The 21,845-nt window shown below is 38.4% G+C and carries 20 protein-coding genes; 1 reads left to right on the forward strand and 19 read right to left on the reverse strand.

What is annotated here, in order from left to right:
• Positions 1-232 precede the first annotated feature (232 nt).
• From trxB to DCE79_RS15270, 16 genes are all read right to left on the reverse strand, one after another.
• A complete protein-coding gene (trxB, locus tag DCE79_RS15195; RefSeq protein WP_108713836.1) occupies positions 233-1,180 on the reverse strand; it encodes a thioredoxin-disulfide reductase in 948 nt (315 codons plus the stop codon).
• 76 nt (positions 1,181-1,256) lie between these two features.
• Positions 1,257-2,777, reverse strand: a complete 1,521-nt coding sequence (locus DCE79_RS15200; protein WP_108713837.1) for a tetratricopeptide repeat protein — start codon at positions 2,775-2,777, stop codon at positions 1,257-1,259.
• Between the two features lie 164 nt (positions 2,778-2,941).
• The gene (gene hisIE / locus DCE79_RS15205) at positions 2,942-3,565 is read right to left on the reverse strand and encodes a bifunctional phosphoribosyl-AMP cyclohydrolase/phosphoribosyl-ATP diphosphatase HisIE (RefSeq protein ID WP_108713838.1); all 624 of its coding nucleotides are present in this window, start codon (positions 3,563-3,565) and stop codon (positions 2,942-2,944) included.
• Entirely contained in the window at positions 3,562-4,320 is a 759-nt protein-coding gene (gene hisF, locus DCE79_RS15210) for an imidazole glycerol phosphate synthase subunit HisF (RefSeq protein ID WP_108713839.1), read from the reverse strand. The genes hisIE and hisF overlap by 4 nt, the downstream gene beginning before the upstream one ends.
• Positions 4,314-4,934 (reverse strand): imidazole glycerol phosphate synthase subunit HisH, encoded by a 621-nt coding sequence (gene hisH, locus DCE79_RS15215; RefSeq protein WP_108713840.1) that lies wholly within the window; start codon positions 4,932-4,934, stop codon positions 4,314-4,316. Before hisH ends, hisF begins: the two co-directional genes overlap by 7 nt.
• A complete protein-coding gene (hisB, locus tag DCE79_RS15220; RefSeq protein ID WP_108713841.1) occupies positions 4,931-5,521 on the reverse strand; it encodes an imidazoleglycerol-phosphate dehydratase HisB in 591 nt (196 codons plus the stop codon). Before hisB ends, hisH begins: the two co-directional genes overlap by 4 nt.
• The gene (gene hisD, locus DCE79_RS15225; RefSeq protein WP_108713842.1) at positions 5,521-6,804 is read right to left on the reverse strand and encodes a histidinol dehydrogenase; all 1,284 of its coding nucleotides are present in this window, start codon (positions 6,802-6,804) and stop codon (positions 5,521-5,523) included. Before hisD ends, hisB begins: the two co-directional genes overlap by 1 nt.
• A gap of 15 nt (positions 6,805-6,819) precedes the next feature.
• On the reverse strand, positions 6,820-7,443 hold the full coding sequence (gene hisG, locus DCE79_RS15230) for an ATP phosphoribosyltransferase (protein WP_108713843.1): 624 nt from the start codon (positions 7,441-7,443) through the stop codon (positions 6,820-6,822).
• A gap of 2 nt (positions 7,444-7,445) precedes the next feature.
• On the reverse strand, positions 7,446-8,606 hold the full coding sequence (locus tag DCE79_RS15235; protein ID WP_108713844.1) for an ATP phosphoribosyltransferase regulatory subunit: 1,161 nt from the start codon (positions 8,604-8,606) through the stop codon (positions 7,446-7,448).
• Between the two features lie 1,919 nt (positions 8,607-10,525).
• Positions 10,526-11,059 (reverse strand): acyltransferase, encoded by a 534-nt coding sequence (locus DCE79_RS15240; protein WP_108713845.1) that lies wholly within the window; start codon positions 11,057-11,059, stop codon positions 10,526-10,528.
• Between the two features lie 2 nt (positions 11,060-11,061).
• A complete protein-coding gene (gene ppaX, locus DCE79_RS15245) occupies positions 11,062-11,703 on the reverse strand; it encodes a pyrophosphatase PpaX (RefSeq protein ID WP_108713846.1) in 642 nt (213 codons plus the stop codon).
• Between the two features lie 56 nt (positions 11,704-11,759).
• Positions 11,760-12,626: a prolipoprotein diacylglyceryl transferase gene (lgt, locus tag DCE79_RS15250; protein ID WP_108713847.1), complete on the reverse strand. Its 867-nt coding sequence runs from the start codon at positions 12,624-12,626 to the stop codon at positions 11,760-11,762.
• Between the two features lie 29 nt (positions 12,627-12,655).
• Positions 12,656-13,594 (reverse strand): HPr(Ser) kinase/phosphatase, encoded by a 939-nt coding sequence (gene hprK, locus DCE79_RS15255; RefSeq protein ID WP_108713848.1) that lies wholly within the window; start codon positions 13,592-13,594, stop codon positions 12,656-12,658.
• A 145-nt stretch (positions 13,595-13,739) separates the two neighbouring features.
• Positions 13,740-14,057, reverse strand: a complete 318-nt coding sequence (gene cccB, locus DCE79_RS15260) for a cytochrome c551 (protein WP_108713849.1) — start codon at positions 14,055-14,057, stop codon at positions 13,740-13,742.
• A gap of 51 nt (positions 14,058-14,108) precedes the next feature.
• A complete protein-coding gene (locus tag DCE79_RS15265) occupies positions 14,109-14,972 on the reverse strand; it encodes a YitT family protein (protein WP_108713850.1) in 864 nt (287 codons plus the stop codon).
• Positions 14,973-15,056: 84 nt separating this feature from the next.
• Complete coding sequence (locus DCE79_RS15270; protein WP_108713851.1) at positions 15,057-16,295, reverse strand: EAL and HDOD domain-containing protein; 1,239 nt, start codon at positions 16,293-16,295, stop codon at positions 15,057-15,059.
• Between the two features lie 135 nt (positions 16,296-16,430).
• Here DCE79_RS15270 and DCE79_RS15275 point away from each other — a divergent pair, with 135 nt between their 5' ends.
• A complete protein-coding gene (locus DCE79_RS15275; RefSeq protein WP_108713852.1) occupies positions 16,431-17,207 on the forward strand; it encodes an enoyl-CoA hydratase-related protein in 777 nt (258 codons plus the stop codon).
• A gap of 51 nt (positions 17,208-17,258) precedes the next feature.
• Here DCE79_RS15275 and DCE79_RS15280 read toward each other — a convergent pair whose 3' ends face one another.
• The 3 genes from DCE79_RS15280 to DCE79_RS15290 all read right to left on the reverse strand — a co-directional run bounded on the left by DCE79_RS15280 (position 17,259) and on the right by DCE79_RS15290 (position 21,782).
• Positions 17,259-17,900, reverse strand: coding sequence for a VTT domain-containing protein (locus DCE79_RS15280; RefSeq protein WP_108713853.1), 642 nt, complete (start codon positions 17,898-17,900; stop codon positions 17,259-17,261).
• Positions 17,901-18,110: 210 nt separating this feature from the next.
• Positions 18,111-20,084, reverse strand: a complete 1,974-nt coding sequence (locus DCE79_RS15285) for an alpha/beta hydrolase family protein (RefSeq protein WP_108713854.1) — start codon at positions 20,082-20,084, stop codon at positions 18,111-18,113.
• Positions 20,085-20,231: 147 nt separating this feature from the next.
• Positions 20,232-21,782 (reverse strand): fatty acid--CoA ligase family protein, encoded by a 1,551-nt coding sequence (locus tag DCE79_RS15290; protein ID WP_108713855.1) that lies wholly within the window; start codon positions 21,780-21,782, stop codon positions 20,232-20,234.
• Between the last annotated feature and the right edge of the window lie 63 nt (positions 21,783-21,845).

Raw genomic sequence — 21,845 nt, forward strand, 5'->3', positions numbered from 1 at the left:
CATTTAAGCATAATCCCATTATACCTTGTAGAACGTACGTCTGTAAAAGTAAGCGTGCCTTAGATAATCCATTTTTTAACTTTTTCATAACAAAAAGAGGTTGCCTTTGCGTCTAGACGCAAAAAACAACCTAAAGACTAAATTAGAATATAAGGGGAATAAAACAATTACAAGTTCAGTTTACCCTTATTTTGTAACAATTCGATTACATTCATGTTAAAGAATTATGTTATTATGCTTGACCGATCTTTTGTTTTAATTCTTCTACAAAATGTTGTGCAGATTGTGCGGCAATACTACCGTCACCCGTTGCTGTAACGATTTGACGAAGCATTTTTTCACGCACGTCACCAGCTGCATAAATACCCGGTACAGCTGTTTCCATGTTTTCATTCGTTACGATATAGCCTGATTCATTTAAAATGTTAAGTGAAGCGAATGGTGCTGTTAATGGAAGTGTACCAACATAAATGAATACGCCATCTGTTGGTACTTCAGATTCTGTACCATCTACAGTAGAAGCTAATGTTACTTTTCCTACTTTGCCGTCAACTTCATGGATTTCTTTAATTGTTGTATTCCAAATGAAATCAATTTTTTCATTTGCAAATGCACGATCTTGAATGATTTTTTGAGCACGTAATTTGTCACGACGGTGTACGATTGTTACTTTGTCAGCAAAACGAGTTAAGTAAATCCCTTCCTCAACTGCTGAATCCCCACCACCGATAACGACTAAATTCTTTTGTTTGAAGAATGCGCCATCACAAACTGCGCAATAACTAACACCGCGACCGCCAAGTTCTGTTTCACCTGGTACGCCTACTTTTTTATATTCTGCACCTGATGCAATAATGATTGTGCGTGTTTTGTATTGTTTTTTACCTGAAATAATGGTTTTATAATCTTCACCATCAACAATTTCTGATACATCGCCATATGCATATTCTGCACCGAATTTTTTAGCATGTTCGAACATTTTAGTCGAAAGCTCAGGCCCTAAAATCGTATCAAAACCTGGGTAGTTTTCTACAGCTTCTGTGCTTGCCATTTGACCACCAGGAATCCCACGTTCGATCATTAATGTTGATAAGTTTGCACGAGATGTATAAACAGCTGCAGTCATCCCTGCTGGACCTGCACCGATAATTATAGCATCATAAATCTTTTCTTCTGACATGAAAAATCCTCCTCTAGCATACAGCTTTCTATATGTTCATCGTATAAGATGACACTCATAAATACAAATTTACTGCCTATTCTTCTATTGGTACAAAAAGATACAGTTCATCATTATATTTTGTAAGTGTTGACACGGAAATATCATACTTTTGTGCAAGTTCTTTTTTGGTCACTTTATTTTCTAACGCCGTATGGAATGAATATTCTAGTGCAGCCGCTAAAGCACAACTATTTTTAAACGCATAGCCCTTGCGATATGCCAATTCTGCTAACGCAAACCACGTACTTAACATTTGTGCGACTTCAAGAGAAATGGAATCATTGGTCTCCACAATTTTTTCTGCAACGTACATAAAGCGTAAGAAGTTTTTTTCTGCCGGATCTTTTTCGTTAAAATCATAGTCCAGCGCATACGCTAAACTTAACTTTTCGAGTACAGAGAACTTTTCCACATTTAAAAGAGTAGGATGCGCAACAATCTCTTGCTTATGCGCAGAACGTTTCAGTAAAAACAAACCGAATATGCGGCTTGATTCGTTTTCATCCGCTAATTGTCGCAATATAAAATCGCGGTGGTTTTCTGCGGAATTCCGATTCTTGGAAACGTCTCCATTTGCCCATGGTTCCAATCCTTCTTTTAGAGGATCAAGCTGCAATAAAATTTTCCACATTTCTTGTGCATATGCCACTTGCCCAGTAAAATAAGCGGATTGTGCAAGCCAAAAATAAAAGCCTGTATCTCCTTCATAGCCTCTTTTATACATCGAACGAAGCCATTTATACGCTTCCCCATATTGACCAACAAGTGCAAATGTCGCACCAAGTTTGTAACGATTATCCCATTCAAAAGGTTGAATTTTTTTTAGTAAATTCAACATTTGTTCTAGCTCAACTGTATTCTTTTCGTAATAAGCAAATACCGTTAAATTACAAAGTGCATGCAGGTTGCCCTTGTTTTTACGCAACACCTCATGTAATAGCGCACGTGCTTGCTCTGCTTCGCCCACATAAAAATAAGCGAGAGCCAAGTTATTATACGCATTCCAAAGGTCTGGAAATTCCTCAATCGTTTTTTCTAATATCTCAATGGCTGCCGGAAAATTTCCCTTTTCCATTAGGCGTCTTGCCTTTTCTTGTATAACGATTTTAGATGCGTCTAATTCATCTATATCTTCTATATCATCCGCAACAAAATCAGCATAATCTAAAATTTCCTCAGCATCTTCTATATAAGCGCCATCTGGTTCCATTTCTAAATATTTTGCTGCATATTTTTGTGCATCAGCAATATGGCCGATACAACCCGACACTTCTGCTAACATGAACACTATTTCTGACTCATTTGGCTCTAAGCTATATGCAGTATGAATCAGCTCATATGCATGGTCAAAATTTTGTAATTCCATTTCTAATACGCCATATTGTAGTAACACATGTGCATCGTCTTGGCTTAGGTCTGCTGCACGTTTTATATATTTATAAGCTTTGTCCATTTCGCCACGGTCCATCGCTTTTAATGTTTTATTATAATAATAATCACTATTTGGAACAAACGACACGATATTCGTTGTTGTTTTTAAACGTTTATTCTCCAATCAAATTCCTCCGAGACTAGAAAGTAATTTCTGTTCGATTTATAATTCTAAACAAAGAAATAAGGAACGAGCTCAATGTCGTTCCTTACGCAATTGTTCTTTATTATAGCATATCTAACTAACATGTCGTAAATTTGAATGCCAAAGTAGTAAAATGTTATGAATTACTTTTGTGGCTTTTTACCTTCATGACGTTTTTGAAGTACTTCTAACACTTCATACACATTCACTTTTTGTTCTTGAAGTAACACGAGTAAGTGATAAAGTAAATCTGCTGATTCCCATTTCACTTCTTCTTTGTCACGGTTTTTCGCGCCGATGACTACTTCTGTCGCTTCTTCACCGACTTTTTTACAAATTTTATCGATTCCTTTATCGAATAAATACGTTGTATAAGCGCCTTCTGGCATATCGATTTCACGTTGTTTAATGACTTCTACTAGTTCTGGTAAAATTGCCACTGAACCCGGTCGTGTATTTTCAACTAAGTTTTCCGTAAAGCAAGATGTTGTACCATTGTGACATGCTGGACCCGCTGGAAGTACTTCGATAACTAATGCGTCCTGATCACAATCTGCTTTAATGGATACGACTTGTTGTGTGTTTCCGCTTGTTGCACCTTTATGCCAAAGTTCGTTACGTGAACGTGAGTAAAACCATGTTTCATTTGTTTCAATTGTTTTTTGTAGAGATTCCTCATTCATATAGGCTACTGTTAATACTTCTTTTGTTTGTGCATCTTGGATAACTGCAGGGATTAACCCTTGCTCATTAAATTTTACGTTCATCGTACTAGGACCCCTTTTTCGTTTAAGTAGCTTTTTACTTCTGCTACACTTGTTTCTTTATAGTGAAAAATACTTGCAGCAAGTGCCGCATCTGTATTTACATCTTGTAATACTTCCCTAAAGTGCTCGGCATTTCCCGCACCGCCACTTGCAATGACTGGCACCGTAACGGCCTCACGTACTGCTTTTGTTAAGTTTAAATCAAAGCCAGACTTTTCTCCGTCTTTGTTCATGGACGTCAGTAAAATTTCACCTGCACCTAATCGTACAGCTTCCTTCGCCCAGTCAACTGCTTTCCACATTGTCTTATTTCGACCGCCATGTGTATAAACCATCCATGTGCCGTCTTCTTCTGAAAAGCGTGCATCAATCGCACAAACAATACACTGTGCCCCGAAATAATCGGAACCTTCTTTAATTAGCTCAGGTCGTTCTAATGCGGATGTGTTGACTGAAACTTTGTCTGCCCCTGCACGTAAAATGCGCTTCATATCATCTAGTGTGCGAATCCCGCCTCCCACTGTAAATGGAATGGCTAAGCTTGCAGCAGTTTGACGAACGACATCAACCATCGTTTCGCGTCCTTCATGTGAGGCAGAAATATCTAAAAACACTAACTCGTCCGCGCCTTGCTCATCATAAAACTTGGCTAGCTCTACAGGATCACCCGCATCGCGAAGTTCAACAAATTGAACCCCTTTGACAACGCGGCCTTCTTTTACATCTAAGCATGGAATAATTCGTTTTGTTAACATACCGTTTCCCTAACTCCCTTCGCCCAAGATGCTAGTAAATAGACACCGAACTGGCCAGATTTTTCGGGATGGAACTGCATTCCTGTGAAATTATCCTTAGCCACAATTCCCGGTACTTCAACCTCTTCATAATCAGCAGAAGCAACGAGTTGTGATGGGTTCATGTTGCTCGCATAAAATGAGTGTACAAAATATACGTAGCGAGCTTCGGGTAAGCCTTGCTCGTCTACCCATTCAGGAGTTTGCTTTAATTCTAGGTCATTCCAGCCCATGTGAGGAATACGAGATACGCCTTCAAAACGCTTGATGCGGCCACTGAAGATGCCTAACCCTTTTGTTTTTGCGACTTCATCACTTTCTTCAAAAAGCAACTGCATCCCTAAGCAAATACCTAGTAACGGCTTTTTCGTAGCCTGAATAAATGGAATAAGTCCTGTTTCTGCTAAACGCTTCATCGCATCCGGAAAGGCACCAACACCTGGTAAGATAAGTGCATCTGCTGTTTCTAGTTCCGCTTTATCACTCGTCACAACGACTTCAGCATCTAGATGCTTTAACGCTTGCTCAACGCTAAACAAATTGCCCATGCCGTAGTCAATTACACCAATCTTCACGTTAACAGCCCCTTCGTTGATGGCACACCTTTCACGCGCGGATCAATTTGAATCGCATCATCTAATGCTCGTGCTAATGCTTTAAATACGGCTTCAATAATGTGATGCGTATTGTGACCATAAGGAACGATAACGTGAAGATTAATACGTGCTTCTAGCGCAAACTTCCATAAAAATTCATGCACCAATTCTGTATCAAATGTGCCGACTTTTGCATTTAATGTTGGTTCGATACGATATTCTAAATGCGGGCGGTTTGAACAATCAACTACAACTTGCGCTAATGCATCATCCATTGGTACAAAAGCATTGCCGTAACGTTTAATGCCCTTTTTATCGCCTAACGCTTCACGGAAAACTTGTCCTAACACGATACCGATATCTTCTGTTGTATGGTGGTCATCAATCCATGTGTCGCCATTTGCAACGATTTTACCGTCAAATAATCCGTGTTTAATGAAAAGATCTAGCATATGGTCCATAAAGCCCACACCTGTTTTAATTTCCGCTTGACCTGAACCGTCTAAGTTAAGTTCTACTTCGATTTTCGTTTCATTTGTGTTACGTTCGATTTTTGCAAAACGCATTAGTCTTCTTCTCCTTTATCCCAGCCACGTGATTCTACCGCTCTTGCATGGCCCTCTAAGCCTTCTAAGCGTGCAAGTCGTGCAATTTTCGGTGCATTTTGTTGCCAAGTTTTTTCGCTATAATAAACAACGCTCGTGCGCTTAATAAAATCATCGACATTCAAGCCACTTGCAAAACGCGCTGTTGAGTTTGTTGGTAAAACGTGATTTGTACCTGCAAAATAATCCCCTACAGGCTCTGAGCTATAACGTCCAATAAAGATGGCACCTGCATGTGTAATCATTTTTGAAACTTGCTCAGCATTTTCCGTCACAACCTCTAAATGCTCGGGTGCTAATGAGTTAACTGCACGTGCCGCTTCTGCCATCGATTCTGCTACATAAATATGACCGAAGTTTTCAATCGCTTTACGTGCAATCGCTTCACGAGGTAATTTTGACAATTGAATTTCTACTTGCTCTGCTACGGCGTCAGCTAAATCATCACTCGTTGTAATTAACACGGCACAAGCTAATGCATCATGCTCCGCTTGCGATAATAGATCTGCCGCAATCTCGTCTGCATACGCTGAATCGTCTGCTAATACACAAATTTCTGATGGACCCGCAATCATATCAATCGCTACTTCACCAAACACTTCTCGTTTTGCGAGTGCAACGAAAATATTGCCTGGTCCTGTAATTTTATCAACTGGTGCAATCGTTTCTGTTCCGTATGCAAGTGCCGCAATCGCTTGCGCACCACCAACTTTATAAATTTCTGTAACACCTAAAATATGTGCGGCCACTAATACAGCATCAGGTAGTTTACCATCGTTACCCGCAGGTGAGGTAATAACAATACGTTTAACTCCCGCTACTTGTGCAGGAATAACATTCATTAAGACAGATGAAGGATATGCCGCTGAACCACCAGGTACATAAAGACCGACTGCATCAAGCGCTGTAATACGTTGACCAAGATAAGAACCATTCGCTAATGGTAACTGGAATCCTTCTCGCTTTTGTACATTATGATATAGACGTATATTGACAGCTGCCTCTTTTAAATCGGCATATAGTTGCGGGTCAAAATTATTAACGGCATGCTCAATTTCTTCTTTGTATACACGTAAATTCTCTGGTGCAAAACCATCCCATTTTTCACTATATTGCTTGATTGCCGCATCCCCATTTGCACGGACATCAGCAATAACTTGTCGAACCGTTTTTAACTGTTCTTCATTACCTTGTTCTAATTGACGTTTTAATGAAATGTCTTTCGTTAACGGTGTAATTTTCATACAAGAAGCCTCACTTTATTTCACACATTTTTTTAAGCGTGTTACTAAATCTTGAATTCGCTCGCTTTTCATTCGATAACTTACTGGGTTAGCAATTAAGCGTGATGACACTTCGGCGATACGTTCATATTCCACTAAGCCATTTTCCTTTAATGTACGTCCCGTCGATACAATATCAACAATACGATCTGCTAAGCCAATCATCGGTGCTAACTCAATCGAACCGTTCAATTCGATAATTTCAACTTGCTCACCAATGCCTTTATAATATTTCATCGCAATATTCGGATATTTCGTCGCAATACGAGGTGCAATTTCATTCATCATAGTATTTGGCAAACCAGCTGATGCAATATAGCAATCACTAATTTTTAAATCCAGTAGCTCATGGACCGTACGACGTTGTTCAAGTAATACATCCTTACCCGCAATGCCAATATCTGCAACGCCATGCTCAACGTAAACAGGTACATCCATCGGTTTTGCTAAAATAAATCGAATTTCCTCTTCTGGAATTTCAATCATCAATTTCCGTGACATTTCTACTTCTTCAGGAAGGTTGAAGCCAGCCTCGATTAACATTTCATAGGCTTCTTCAAAAATTCGCCCTTTTGGCATCGCAATTGTTAATGGTGTCATGCCTACGCCTCCCCTTGCTGAAATTCATTGACCACTTTAAATTGCGCTTTTAATGCATCGACGTTTTCGATACCGTCGTATGCCTGGAACGTAACTTGCTTGCCTTGCTCGCGTAAAAAGTTTGCTTGCATTAACGCATCCGAGAATCGATCTGCTACAAACAGAACTAGTACTTCATCGCTTTCCACTTCGATTTTTGGCATTGCTTCAAATACACGATCCACGCGCAACCCAAAGCCTGTTGCTCCAAAATTTGAACCGAAATGTGTTAGCAAGCCATCATAACGGCCACCATTTCCTAATGGGAAGCCACTGCCTGAAGCAAATACTTCAAATAACATCCCTGTGTAATAGCTCATATGACTTGCTAGAGTGAAATCAAAAGCGATGTACCGTTCATATCCAGCCGCATCTAATATTTCCGCTAAATTACGCATATATTCAAGCGCATCATTTTTACGTACATATTTTTCAACTGTTTCAATAGAAGGAAAGCTAATCGCTTCTTCGATATAAGCAAGTAATGCATTTGATTTTGTTTTCGGTAAATCAAAATTAATAACCGCTTCTTCAAAGCCAACAAAATTACGTTGAACAAGTAGTTCATTTAATTGCGCAGCTTGTTCTGTGCTTTCTGTATAGTCTTTTAATATGCAGCTCAGTACACCCGCATGTCCAATCGTTACTTTAAAATCAGTAATATTATAGGCTTTCACTAAATCAATCGCCGTCATAATCACTTCAGCATCTGCAAAAACCGATGTATCCCCAATCAATTCAATCCCCATTTGATCAAACTCTGCTGGTCGACCACCCTCACGTTGCTGTGCACGAAAGACATTGGCAAAGTAAGCTAATCGTTGTGGAATTTTTTCTTTTAGTAATTTTGATGTAGCCACACGTGCAATCGGCGTTGTCATATCTGGTCGTAGAACAAGTGTATTGCCTTGGCTATCAACTAATTTAAAAAGACGTGCATCTGAAATAGCCGATGCTTTTCCGATTGTATCGTAATATTCGACAGATGGTGTTTTAATAAATTCGTAGCCACGAGCGCGTAATAGGTCACGGCCAGTTGAGCGGATTAATTCAAGTTTTTCATAGATATTGGGAAATGTATCGCGCATCCCAAGAGGTTTTTCGAACATTTTAATCGATGACATTTTGACACATCCTAAACTTTTTCATTGTTTGGTATTCCGAGAACCGTAATTCCACTTCAACGAACTAGAGTGATGAATTACTAGAGTATGAAAGTATTTTACCCCTACTATTTAGAGTAGTCAATGTATTCTTGCAATATTATTTATATCTAAATTTTCTGATATATCATTCGATTATACATGATTAATTTGCGTATTTGTGGATATGTTCTTTAATTAGAAAATAGAGGGTTGTCAGAGCTAATCATCTTCTAATAAAGAGGGGATGAAAGTGTTTGGGGTATGGCAGGCTTACCACCAAATCAAAGTGTAACCCATTCTACTTTTACATGTATTCAGGGGGGCGCTGTTGACGAGCAAAGGAGCCATTTTTCTTTGAAGCGAGTCCGTTGAATTTTGTGGGTTGAAGGGATTGTCAGAGCTTAATATTTTCTAATAGAGATGTTATTAAAGTGTATCGGGTTTTGGCAGGCTGGGCGCCCAGAGTCGCTAAGATATGTTGCACATATCTGTACGACTCTTCTTTGCGCCTTTGGCTAGGCCTGCCAAATCAAAGTGTAATCCATTCTACTTTTACTTGAATTCAGGGGCGGCGCTGTTGACGAGCAAAGGCGCCGTTTACTTTTAAAGCGAGTCCGTTGAATTTTGTGGGTTGAAGGGATTGTCAGAGCTAGTCATCTTCTAATAGAGATGTTATGAAAGGGTATCGGGTTTTGGCAGGCTGGGCGCCCAGAGTCGCTAAGATATGTTGCACATATCTGTACGATTCTTCTTTGCGCCTTTGGCTAGGCCTGCCAAATCAAAGTGTAATCCATTCTACTTTTACATGTATTCAGGGGCGGCGCTGTTGACGAGCAAAGGCGCAGTTTTTCTATGAAGTGAATCCGTTAAACTTTGTGGGTTGAAGGGATTGTCAGAGCTTAATCATTTTCTAAGAGAGATGTTATTAAAGTGTATTGGGTTTTGGCAGGCTGGGCGCCCAGAGTCGCAAAGATATGTTGCACATATCTGTACGACTCTTCTTTGCGCCTTTGGCTAGGCCTGCCAAATCAAAGTGTAATCCATTCTACTTTTGCATGTATTCAGGGGCGGCGCTGTTGACGAGCAAAGGCGCCGTTTTTCTTTGAAGCGAGTCCGTTGAATTTAGTAGAGCAAGGAGATTGTCAGAGCTATTAAAATAAATAATCTATAAAGGTGTTTCATATTTTGGCAGGCGACCGCATATCAGCAGCAGGGTCACGTGGTACGTGTCCCTACTACTGATACTGTTGCGGTATGCTAGGCCTGCCAAATCAAAGGATAGTCCATTCTACTTTTGCTTGTATTCGGGTGCGGCGCTGTTGACGAGCAAAGGCGCCGTTTACTTTTATAGCGAGTCCGTTGAATTAAGTGTGAAAGGGACTGTCACAGTTTATAAAGGGATGAATATATGGATAGGGTTCAATAGTAGTCAATGTCTTCATATTCTATAATGGTAGGATTGCCTTATCTACTAATACTCTAGATAAATGAGTTCACAGTATTTAGATGTTAAATAAATAGACTGTGATAAACCCTCTAACCAACTGCATAGGAATGATTATCTATATAAAAAGACTGGCGCCTTGCCCCTGCACAGCGCCAGCCCGTGAATACAAGCAAAAGGAAAATGGATACACTAAATATTGGCAGGTCTTTCACGAAGCACAAAGGCGAGTCGCACAGACATGTGCAACATGACTGTGCGGCTTGCGTGCGAAGAACCTGCCAAAATGACTATGCTTGAATAACCTCTCCATTAGTAGCCGAACCCACTTTGATACAATCTTACCTACTATATAAAAAGGATTCATCAGCACCTGAATATAAGCAAAAGGATAAACCGATTCATTACAAAAATAAAAAGCAAAATCCCTTATTTGAGAATTTGCTTTTCTTTATTATTCGTTATGCCAAATGGGAATATCGTTCTTTTTACGTTCAGCCATTTGTTCTGCTGTAAAGATGATGCGCATTGGATTGCCGCCTGCCATTGCGCCAGCTGGTACATCGCGGTGAACAAGTGTTGCTGCAGATACAATCGCACCGTCTCCGATTTTAACACCCGGTAAAATCGTCGTATTCGCGCCAATCATCACGCAACTGCCAATCTCGACATCACCTAGACGATATTCCTCAATTAGATACTCATGCGCTAAAATAGTCGTATTAAAGCCGATGATCGTATTGTCTCCAACAGAAATTCGTTCTGGGAACATTGAATCCGGCATAACCATTAATGCAAGGGATGCCTGTTTGCCGATTTTCATCTTTAAAAAAGTACGATACAGCCAATTTTTCACCGACATAAATGGTGTAATCCGTCCAATTTGAATAACAATGAAGCACTTCATAATTTTCCAAAATGAAACTGTTTGATATACATTCCACAGTGAGTTTGCTCCTTGAACACGATAGCGTTCAGTTCTTCTCATCGTTAATCCCCTTTCACAATTCCAAGTAAATCACGCATATGATGTAGCATATAATCTGGTTTAAATTGTTGTAAATAGCTTTCACCTTTTGCAGACCAAGCAACTCCTGCAGTTCGAACACCTGCGTTTTTTCCGCCTTCAATATCATGTGAGTTGTCACCAATCATGATGGCTTCTTCTTTTTTTACACCTAATTTATCTAATGCTAATAACACTGGCTCTGGATGTGGCTTAACATGCGTTACTTCATCAAATCCTATAATTGCTTCGAATAAATGAGCCACACCAAGCACATTTAAGCCGCGCGTTAATCCTTCTCGACTCTTCGTTGAAACAATTGCTAATTTAATTCCTTCACTATGTAACGCTTCTAATGTCTCTGCTACTGCATCATAACCTTTAACTAATTCGTCATGATGAATGGTATTCCATTCTTTATATTTCGTAATCATTGCATCCGTTTCACCAGGTGTGATTTCGTCAAATGTTTGCTTTAATGACGGACCGATGAATTTCAAGCAATCTTGTGTCGAATATTGCCCAGGAAATCTTTCGTCAAGAATATGCATAAATGTTTGAATGATTAAATCGTTCGTATCAAGTAAAGTTCCATCAAAGTCGAATAATAATGCCTTTGTTTTCATCTAAATCCCTCTTTCTTCTAAAAAGCCGCTCGCAAAATGCAAACGGCTTCATACAGTTATTTCTTTTTATTTGTTTGTTGCTTTTTCTTTGAAGACACTGTTGGTTGCGGATCTAAGTAATGAATAACTGGTTTGACGTTTAAACGGCGATACACAATCGCGATAATTCCAATGGCAATGCCGAGAATCGAAACGACCTGTGCCGAACGTAAATCACCTATTAAATATAAACTGTCCGTACGCATACCTTCGATAAAGAATCGTCCGAATGAATACCAAATTAAATAGAAGAAGAACATTTCTCCGCGTCGCCAATTCCATTTACGAGCAAATAATAAGATGATAAGCCCTACTACATTCCATAACGATTCGTATAAAAATGTTGGATGCACATACGTACTTTCTTCTTTAATATACATTTGTTCAATTAACCAGTTTGGTAAAAATAAGTTTTCTAAAAATCCTCGAGACACAGGTCCACCGTAAGCTTCTTGATTCATAAAGTTGCCCCAACGCCCTACGATTTGCCCAACTAAAATACTTGGTGCAGCAATATCCGCGATTTGTAAAAAGCTCACTTTGCGCTTTCTTGTAAATATGTATGCGGTAATAAATGAACCTATTAAGGCGCCGTGAATCGCAATACCACCATTCCAAATTTCAATTATTCTTCCTGGATGCTGGCTGTAAAAATCCCACTTCATTGCCACATAGTATACACGTGCTGATAAAATTGCGATTGGCACAGCCCAAATAAGTAAGTCTGCGAAAAATTCGTCATGGAACCCACGTCTCACAGATTCTTTTTGTGCTAAAAAGTAACCAATAACAATTCCTGCTCCAATCATTATACCGTACCATCTTACAGAAAGTGATCCTAGGTGAATGGCTACCGGATTAATTGCCATTAAAATTCCTAACATAGTATTCTCCCTTCATCAATCCATATTAATCAAAAATCATCAAAATCGTCGTTTACGACAAGCATATCATCTAATCGACGTGCGAATTCCTCAGCTGCGTTGACACCCATTTTTTTCAAACGATAATTCATCGCGGCTACTTCGATGATAACCGAAACATTTCGCCCTGGTTGAACAGGAATGGTAAGCTTCGTTACTTCTGTATCAATGATTTTCATTTTTTCCTCATCTAAACCTAGACGATCATAGAACTTATCAGGATCCCAATTTTCTAATTCAACAATTAATGTGATGCGTTTATACCGACGAACGGCACTCGCACCAAATAACGTCATAATATCAATAATCCCAATACCCCGAATTTCAAGTAAATGCTCTAACAGTGGCGGCGGGCTACCAATTAACATGTTTTCGCCCTCTTGACGGATTTCTACACTATCATCTGCCACTAAGCGATGTCCTTTTTTGACAAGTTCCAGCGCTGTTTCGCTTTTACCGACACCGCTTTTCCCCATGATTAATACACCGATTCCGTATACATCTACAAGAACCCCATGCATCGCTGTTGTTGGTGCAAGCTTGCTTTCTAAAAAGTTCGTTAATCTACTCGAAAACCTTGTTGTCGTTAATGGCGTAACCAGAACAGGCACATGGTTTTCATTAGATGCATCGATTAATTCTTGAGGAACTTTCATATCACGTGAAATAATGATTACAGGTGTTTGCTCAGAACAAAGTTGCTTCATACGTGACCTTTTTTCCTCTTGCGGAAGCATCTCAAAAAACGAAAGTTCTGTTTTTCCAAGAAGCTGTACCCGATTTGCAGGGTAATGTGTAAAGTATCCAGCCATTTCGAGACCTGGACGTGAAATATCACTTGTCGTAATGTAACGGCCAATGCCTTCTTCTCCACTTACGAGCTGCAAATTAAATTTCTCTTGTACATCTTTCGTAATTACTTGAATCATAAATTATCACGCCCCTATCATCAATGTATCTAGTTTGTATTTTATCATGTAAACTACCAATCCTATACCAAAGGGCTCAAATTTTTCAGTAAAATAAAAATACGATGAAGTGTCTATTGCACTTCATCGTATTATTATTAAAGCATTATTTTAATCCAGCTAAGTAAGCTGCAGCGGCATCTGCGTCATCGTCTTTCAATAAGCCACCTGGCATCCCACCATTACCATTTAAAATAATTTCTTTGATCTCTTGTTCTGAGTATTTAGCTCCAATTTTCTCTAATGCTGGTCCACTTGCACCTTGCAAATTACCACCATGACAAGTTGTACATGTTTGTTGTACTAATTTTTCGCCATCAGGTTTTGTTGTTTCTCCAGATGATGATGACTTATCATCGCCGCCACCACAAGCTGCTAAAAATAATGCCGAACCAAATACTAATGTTAAAACGCTTTTCTTCATTCTGAACCCCTCCAAAAATGAATTTCTATTTCCTTACCTATTATACCGAATTTATACTCGTTTGAAACCTTCGCCCAATACTTCATATGCATCAGAAACAATGACAAACGCATATGGGTCAACACTTTTCAGCACTTGTTTCAGCTTTGTGAACTCAGTTTGATAGACAACAACCATCAATACAGGACGCTCTTCACCCGTATAACCACCGACTGCGGGTAATTTTGTCACACCACGATTCACCTCTTTATAAATGGCGTCACGAACTTCATTTTCATGCTGGGTAATGATATAAACCATTTTTGACTGACTAAAGCCAAGTTGTACGATATCAATGGTTTTCGTCGTAACATATAAACCTATTAGTGCATAAAGTCCTTTTTCTAAATCAAATACAACGGCAGCACTAACCGCGATGATTCCATCGATTAATAATACACTCGTCCCTAATGTTAGCCCTGTATACTTTGTAATAATTTGTGCAAGTAAATCCGTACCACCTGTAGAAGCATTCCCTTTAAACACAAGTCCAATACCAAAACCAACAACAATTCCTCCAAAAATGGCGCCAAGTAAGGGATTTAATGTCCACGCATCCCAACTTGCTGTTAGTAGTACAAAAAATGGCAACGCTAGAGTTCCCACTAATGATTTAAAGCCAAATTTCTTTCCTAAAACCAACACACCTGCAATAAATAACGGAATATTAAATGCATATTGAACAAGCCCTGCATTCCAACCAAATACTCCGTGTAAAATTGTACTAATCCCACTTACACCACCAGATGCTATTTGGTTTGGAAATAAAAATAAATTAAATCCAAGTGCAATAATCGCGGCACCTATAATGACAAATAAATATTCATTAATCACATTTTTTACTGAATTCTGTGAATTATACACATTTTCTTTCATATACATCCTCACTTTTTTTAGGAAATTCCATTGAATTATAGCAAAACCATTTAAAAATGAGAACTTCATTAAAATGAAGCGAAGTTAGGATACAATTAATGCATCTTCAACCCATAAAATAACTTCCTCATTAATTTCGATTAATTCTTGATGAGAAATTGTGAATTTTTCAGTAAGTGGCTCAATCTGATCCCACTCTAATTTATTTAATGCAATACTCATTTGTAAGTATGGTGTCATTTCTGTCATCTCACCACTTATTGTTTCGAGAAGCGTTTCCGATAATGGAAGCTTACTTAGGATCGTATTCATTGGACGTTGCAGTAGTGAATCAATTAATGAAAATAACCCAACTAAAAAGTATTCTGAATAGTTGTCCTTGTTGTTTCGACGTGCCAATTTTTCACATACTTTTGCACGGAATAATGATGAATACATCAATTCTTTAAACACATCGTTATTACTTTGTTCATCTGACTCACGCATAGCTAATAAATAGATCCACTTGCGTAGTTCCGTTAATCCTAGTAGCAATATGGCTTGTTTAATTGAGCGTACCTTTGACTTTGTGCGTTTTGCTGAGTTATTAATCAACTGTAACAATTTATAAGATAGTGAAATTTCACGTTCCATACTTTCTGCTAATAAATCGATACTTAATTCTTCATTTCTTAAAAGAATGATAATTTGAAAATACTGCAATAAGTTTGCTGGAATATCGGTTGACTTAATAATTTGAGGTTCTTCAAAAAAGTAGCCTTGGAATAGAGAATAGCCTGTATGCTTTGCTAGTTCAAATTCATCCCGTGTTTCAACCTTTTCCGCAAGTAATTTGATCGACGGAAATTGAGATTTAATTTTATTTTCAATTTCCATACGTTCTAATACCGGCGTCAATAAAAAATCGACTTTGATGTAATCAATATAGCTAAATAATTCATCATATATTAATACTTCTTCATTCAAGACGAAATCATCCAACGCAATTTTAAAACCACGACTTTTTAAAATCTTTAAGCGATCAATAAGGGCATTTGTAATCGGAACATCTTCTAATACTTCAATTACCAATGCTGTTGGATCTATAAAATCAAAGGATTCACTCAGAATTAGGTTTTCAGTAAAATTGACGAATGAAGGTCTCCCATTTGCCACTTCATTAATACCAATGGATAAAAAGGAATTGATAATTACATCTAATGTTGCTGAATCCGAATCAATATCTGGGAATGCATTGTTCATATTATTACGATATAACAACTCGTATGCTACTACTTCTTCTTCAACGTTGAATATAGGCTGTCGTCCAATAAAAATTTCCATAGTAGTTCCCCAATTCTTCTTATAATCTACTCGATAATTTTCACCATTTTCAGTTTCCAAACATTCCATATGTTGTAATTATATTTGATTACATTGTACTATACAATTGACAAACAAAATAGGGAGGTAATAAATGTGGATTTTGTTAAATACGAACAAAGAGATTTTATCGCTTATGTTACATTAGATCGTCCAGAAATGTTGAATGCTTTTAATTTTGAAATGCTAGAACAGCTACGAAAAGTAATGGAATCCATTCAAATTCATCCGGATATCCGTCTTGTTATTATTACGGGCGCTGGGGAAAAGGCTTTTTCTGTTGGAGCTGATTTAAAAGAACGAAAAACATTGCCTGATACACTTGTAAAACGTAATTTAAATCGTTTCGGTGAAGTATTTACGATGATTGAACAATTACCTCAGCCTACAATTTGTGTGCTGAACGGCTATGCTTTTGGAGGTGGGATGGAACTTGCACTTGCTTGTGATTTCCGTATTGCAGCAGAACATATTACACTTGGTCTTACCGAAACAGGTCTTGGAATTATTCCTGGTGCTGGTGGAACGCAACGTTTGCCGCGTTTAATCGGTGAAGCAAAGGCATTGGAACTTATTTTAACTGCCAAGCGAATGACCGCTGCAGAAGCACTGCAATATGGCCTTCTCACAAAGATTGCACCACTTGAAACATTACATGAAACAACTGCTGAATTTGCAGCAGCCATTTTACAAAATGCACCGATTGCCTTGCAACAAGCAAAATTCGCTGTCAAGCAAGGGATGAAGACCGATATTCAAACAGGTCTGCAAATTGAACGAAAAGCCTATGAGCTGACAATTCCTACTGAAGATCGAATTGAGGCACTAAATGCATTCGCAGAAAAACGTCGTCCACAGTTTAAAGGAAAATAAGTTTCAATAAAAAGGGGCCTCGCTATTTTACATTAGCGAGGCCCCTACAGTTTATTTTTTCTTTTTAGATTTAAGTAAACCGATAAGTGCTGGTAGTACAGAAATTAAAATAATAAGAATTAATACCGTCGAGAAATTATCTTTAACAATTGGAATATTTCCGAAGAAGTAGCCTAGTAATGTACAAGCCATTACCCATAAAAACGCACCAATCACATTATAAAGAAGGAAATATCTATAATGCATTTTACTAGCACCCGCTACGAACGGAATAAATGTACGAATGAATGGCATAAAGCGCGCAATCACAATCGTTTTACCACCATGCTTATTGAAGAAACGTTGCGCCATTTCTAAGCGCTCACGATTAATAAAACGACCTAAAAAGCTATCTTCTGGAATCGACATCCCCACTTTATGGCCAATATGATAATTGGCGGTATCACCAAGGACGGCAGCAGTGAAGAATATAAGTAGTAATAGCGGTAAATTAAACGCACCTAAAGCAGCTAATGTACCCCCTGCAAATAATAAGGAATCCCCTGGTAAAAACGGCATAATCACGATGCCTGTTTCTACGAATACAATACTAAATAAAATTCCATATGACCAATGACCAAACTGCTGAATAATATCAACGAGATGATCATCAATATGCAAAATAAAATCAATCAACCCAGTAATTATTGACATATTTTTTCTCTCTTTCAATTTGAATTTATTTTTAATTTTAACACACTAAGATAATGATAGCTGTTCATTCCTACTTAATTATACATGTTAATGACGAACAAAATGCTCATATGTTGCAAGCTTCTATAAATTTACAAAACCTTTACAATTCATATAAATTTTTAACAAAAAAGAGGCCCTTTTTGTAAGGAGCCTCTTCTTTCTTATAATTTATAAATATTTTTTAAACCAGCCAGTAATTTGTTCCAATCGTTCTAAACGTAGGCTCGGAATACCTGTACGTGATAAGTTGTGATCACTTTCTGGGAAGCGCACGAAGCCAACTTCTTTACCCATACGTTTTAATGTAATGTAAAACTGCTCTGCTTGTTCGATTGGACAACGGAAATCACGTTCGCTATGCAAAATAAGTAAAGGAGTTTCAACATTTGCTGCATATTTAAGCGGTGAGTGTTGCCATAACTTTTCGGTATCATTCATGTCCGCTAAAATTTGCCATTCTGTGAAGTAGTATCCGATGTCAGATACACCGTAAAAACTAATCCAATTTGAAATTGAGCGCTGTGTTACTGCAGCCTTGAAGCGATTCGTATGCCCAACAGCCCAGTTCGTCATAAAACCACCGTAACTACCACCCGTAATACCTAAACGTGTTTCATCAATCCATGCATAATTTTCAAGCGCATAATCGACCCCCGACATGATGTCCTCATAATCAATGCCACCATAATCACCGCGCATCGCGTCAACAAACTCTTGACTATAGCCGTGACTACCACGTGGATTCACGTATAATACACCGTACCCTTGTGCCGCTAACAACTGCATTTCATGGAAAAATGTATTCGCATAAAGTGTATGTGGACCTCCATGTACTTCTACAACTAAAGGATATTTTTCACCTTCCACATAATTAGCAGGCTTCATGATCCAGCCATGAACCTTTGTGCCATCCTTTGATGGATAAATAATTGTCTCTGGTGTGGAAATTGTTGTCTCTTGTAAAAACTTTTCATTAAATGAAGTGAGCTGTTTACGTTCACCTGTTGTAATATCAAAATCAACTAATTCACCAACGAAGGTTGGATTCGAAACTGTCATTAACGCACGATTACCATTTTTGAATATTGCATAGCCGTATACATGCTCATTTTCTGGTGAAGCTGGATACACTGCACCTTCTAGCGTTGCGTAATATAAACGAATATCTCCTTCAGTGGAAACTTGGAAGTATAAATCATTAGTTTCAGTCCACGCCACTTCAGGTGCTACTGCATTTTGTTGCGTGTCACCAACTGCATAATCTCCTACAGGTAGATCAAACATTTCCGTTAAATTTTGCGTTTGTTTTGTTTCTGTATCGTAAATGTAAAGATGTCCATGTGTTGCATTTTTGAACGTTTGATCTGAGCCACCAAATGCAATATAGCGATCATCAAATGAAAATTCTGCGCCACCGTAATAGCCATCTTCCTCAATTAAAAGTGTTTCTTCTTCAGTCTCAACATCTACTAAATAAAGCGGCATGCGGAATACATCGTCTGTATTTTCTACACGGTTCACGCTGATTACAAGAGTTTTTCCATCATGTGAAATCCCTTGTAGTGAATGTGAATAGTCGCCTTCTGTGAATGTTGTTACTTCTTTTGTTGCTAATTCAATCGATGCAATTTGTGAGTAGCTTTCTTGTGGTAATAAACCAACACGATCAGCTTTATATTTCATTTTATCGACTACATAAGCTTTTGGAAATTTTTTATCATCCTTTTCTTGCTCTTCTGTAATCGTTAAACCTGATTTAACAGAGCTTGTCAGCCAAATTTTTTCACCGCAAGGGCTCCATAAATACGAATTTACACCGTTTGGTAGAGTCGTCATTGCCTGTGCTTCTCCACCGCGGCGATTTACGATATACAGTTGGTTCTTTTCTTTGCGGTTCGATAAAAAGGCCACTTGTTTGCCATCGGGTGACCATTGTGGGTTGGAAATGCGGTCATTACCAAATGTCCATTGTGTTACTTCTTCAGTTGTTAAATCAACGTGGAATAAATGCGCTTCGTAGTTGTTTTCTTTTTCATTTATTTGTGTGCGTACGAACAAGGCTTCTTGTTCATTTGGTGATAGAACTGGGTTTGTGATCGATTGTAGTTCAAATAAGCTTTCTTTTGTTATGTACTTTGTCATATTGAGCACCTCTTTATTATTTCGAATTTCGTAATAATCAGTCTATCACCTTTTGTTTGAAATTTCAAAATTTTGTTTTTTGATAACTATTTCTTTTACTAATAGCAAAAACACCTACTGACTGGCAATAGGTGTCTTTGTTCTAGATTAGCTTTTTGTTGTCGGTCTTAGTGAGCGACGTAGGATTTTTCCTGTTGTGTTTTTTGGAAGCTCCTCTAAAATCTCAATAACAGTTGGCACTTTATATTTTACGATGTGCTTCACACAGTAGGCTCTAATGTCTTCTACTGTTAAGCTTTGATCTTTTAATACGACGTAAGCATGTACTGCTTCACCGAAGTCCGTGTCTGGAACACCGACTACTGCCGCTTCAATAATACCCTTATGTGAGAATAAAACTTCTTCTACCTCACGAGGGTAGACATTATAGCCACCAACGATGATTAAATCCTTTTTACGATCCACAATGTAGAAGTAATCTTCTTCATCCTTTCTCGCTAAATCGCCTGTATATAACCAACCATCACGAATCGCCATTTCTGTTTCGATTGGTAATTTATAATAGCCTTTCATGACATTTGGTCCGCGTACGATTAATTCTCCTACTTCACCAACTGGCACTTCTACGCCATATTCATCCACTACTTTATTTTCAACATTAATAATTGATGGACCGATTGAACCTGCTTTTCGCTCACGATCGATTGGGTTAAAGCATGTTACGGGTGATGCCTCCGATAAACCATAGCCTTCCGATACGCGTACATTAAACTTTTGTTCAAAGTTATGTAATAGCGAAACTGGTAAAGAAGAGCCACCTGAAATTGCTACACGTAAGCTTGAAAACGCCTCAACATTACCACCTTCATATTGATAAAGGAAGTTGAACATGGTTGGCACACCAGCAAATACCGTCGCCTTATAAGTAGCGGCTAAATCAAAAATTTCGCCTGGGCTAAAGCGCGGTGCTAATAAAATCGTCGCACCCTTCGTTAATGGCGCATTGACAACCACCGTTAATGCGAATACATGGAATACTGGCAATGTAGTAATGATACGGTCTTCTGTGGTCATTTTTAAATAATCGCCAATATCACGTGCATTTGAATATAAATTTTGGTGTGTCAGCATGGCGCCTTTTGGATGTCCCGTTGTACCAGATGTATATAAAATAATCGCTGTATCATCTGCTGCTACTTCAACTGGATCTACTGTCCGATTAGTCGCAGCTAATACTTGCGTGAATAATTTTGTTTTTGCTTTCGCATTGTCACTTAATGCTGCATACTTTTCCGCAACATCTGGTGTCGTTTCGCACACGATGTAATTTGTCACTTGTGGGAATCCTTGCACCCCTGCTTCCACAAGCGGTAAAAGTAAATCGAGCGCAATAACTACTTTTACATCACCGTTTTTGATAATGTATGAAATTTCATCTGGTGTATAAATGGGGTTAATTGGAATTGCAACTGCCCCAATACGCATTGACGCGTACAATGAAATAATAAAATGTGGTGTATTTCCTAGTAAAAATGCGACGTGATCGCCTTTTTGTACACCTAAATCCTCAAGTGCTGCCGCAAAACGAGCAATTGCCTGTTCAAGTTCCCCATACGACGTGCCTTTACCTAAAAAATAATACGCTGTTTTTTCTGGTTGTTCGAAAGCCTGTTGTCTTACTTTTTCAACTAAATTCAATACACCCATCCCCTTTATGCGTAAATGAACAAATATTCACTTTATTAACATTATAAAATAAGT

This window comes from Lysinibacillus sp. 2017 (assembly GCF_003073375.1).
Taxonomy (GTDB): domain Bacteria; phylum Bacillota; class Bacilli; order Bacillales_A; family Planococcaceae; genus Solibacillus.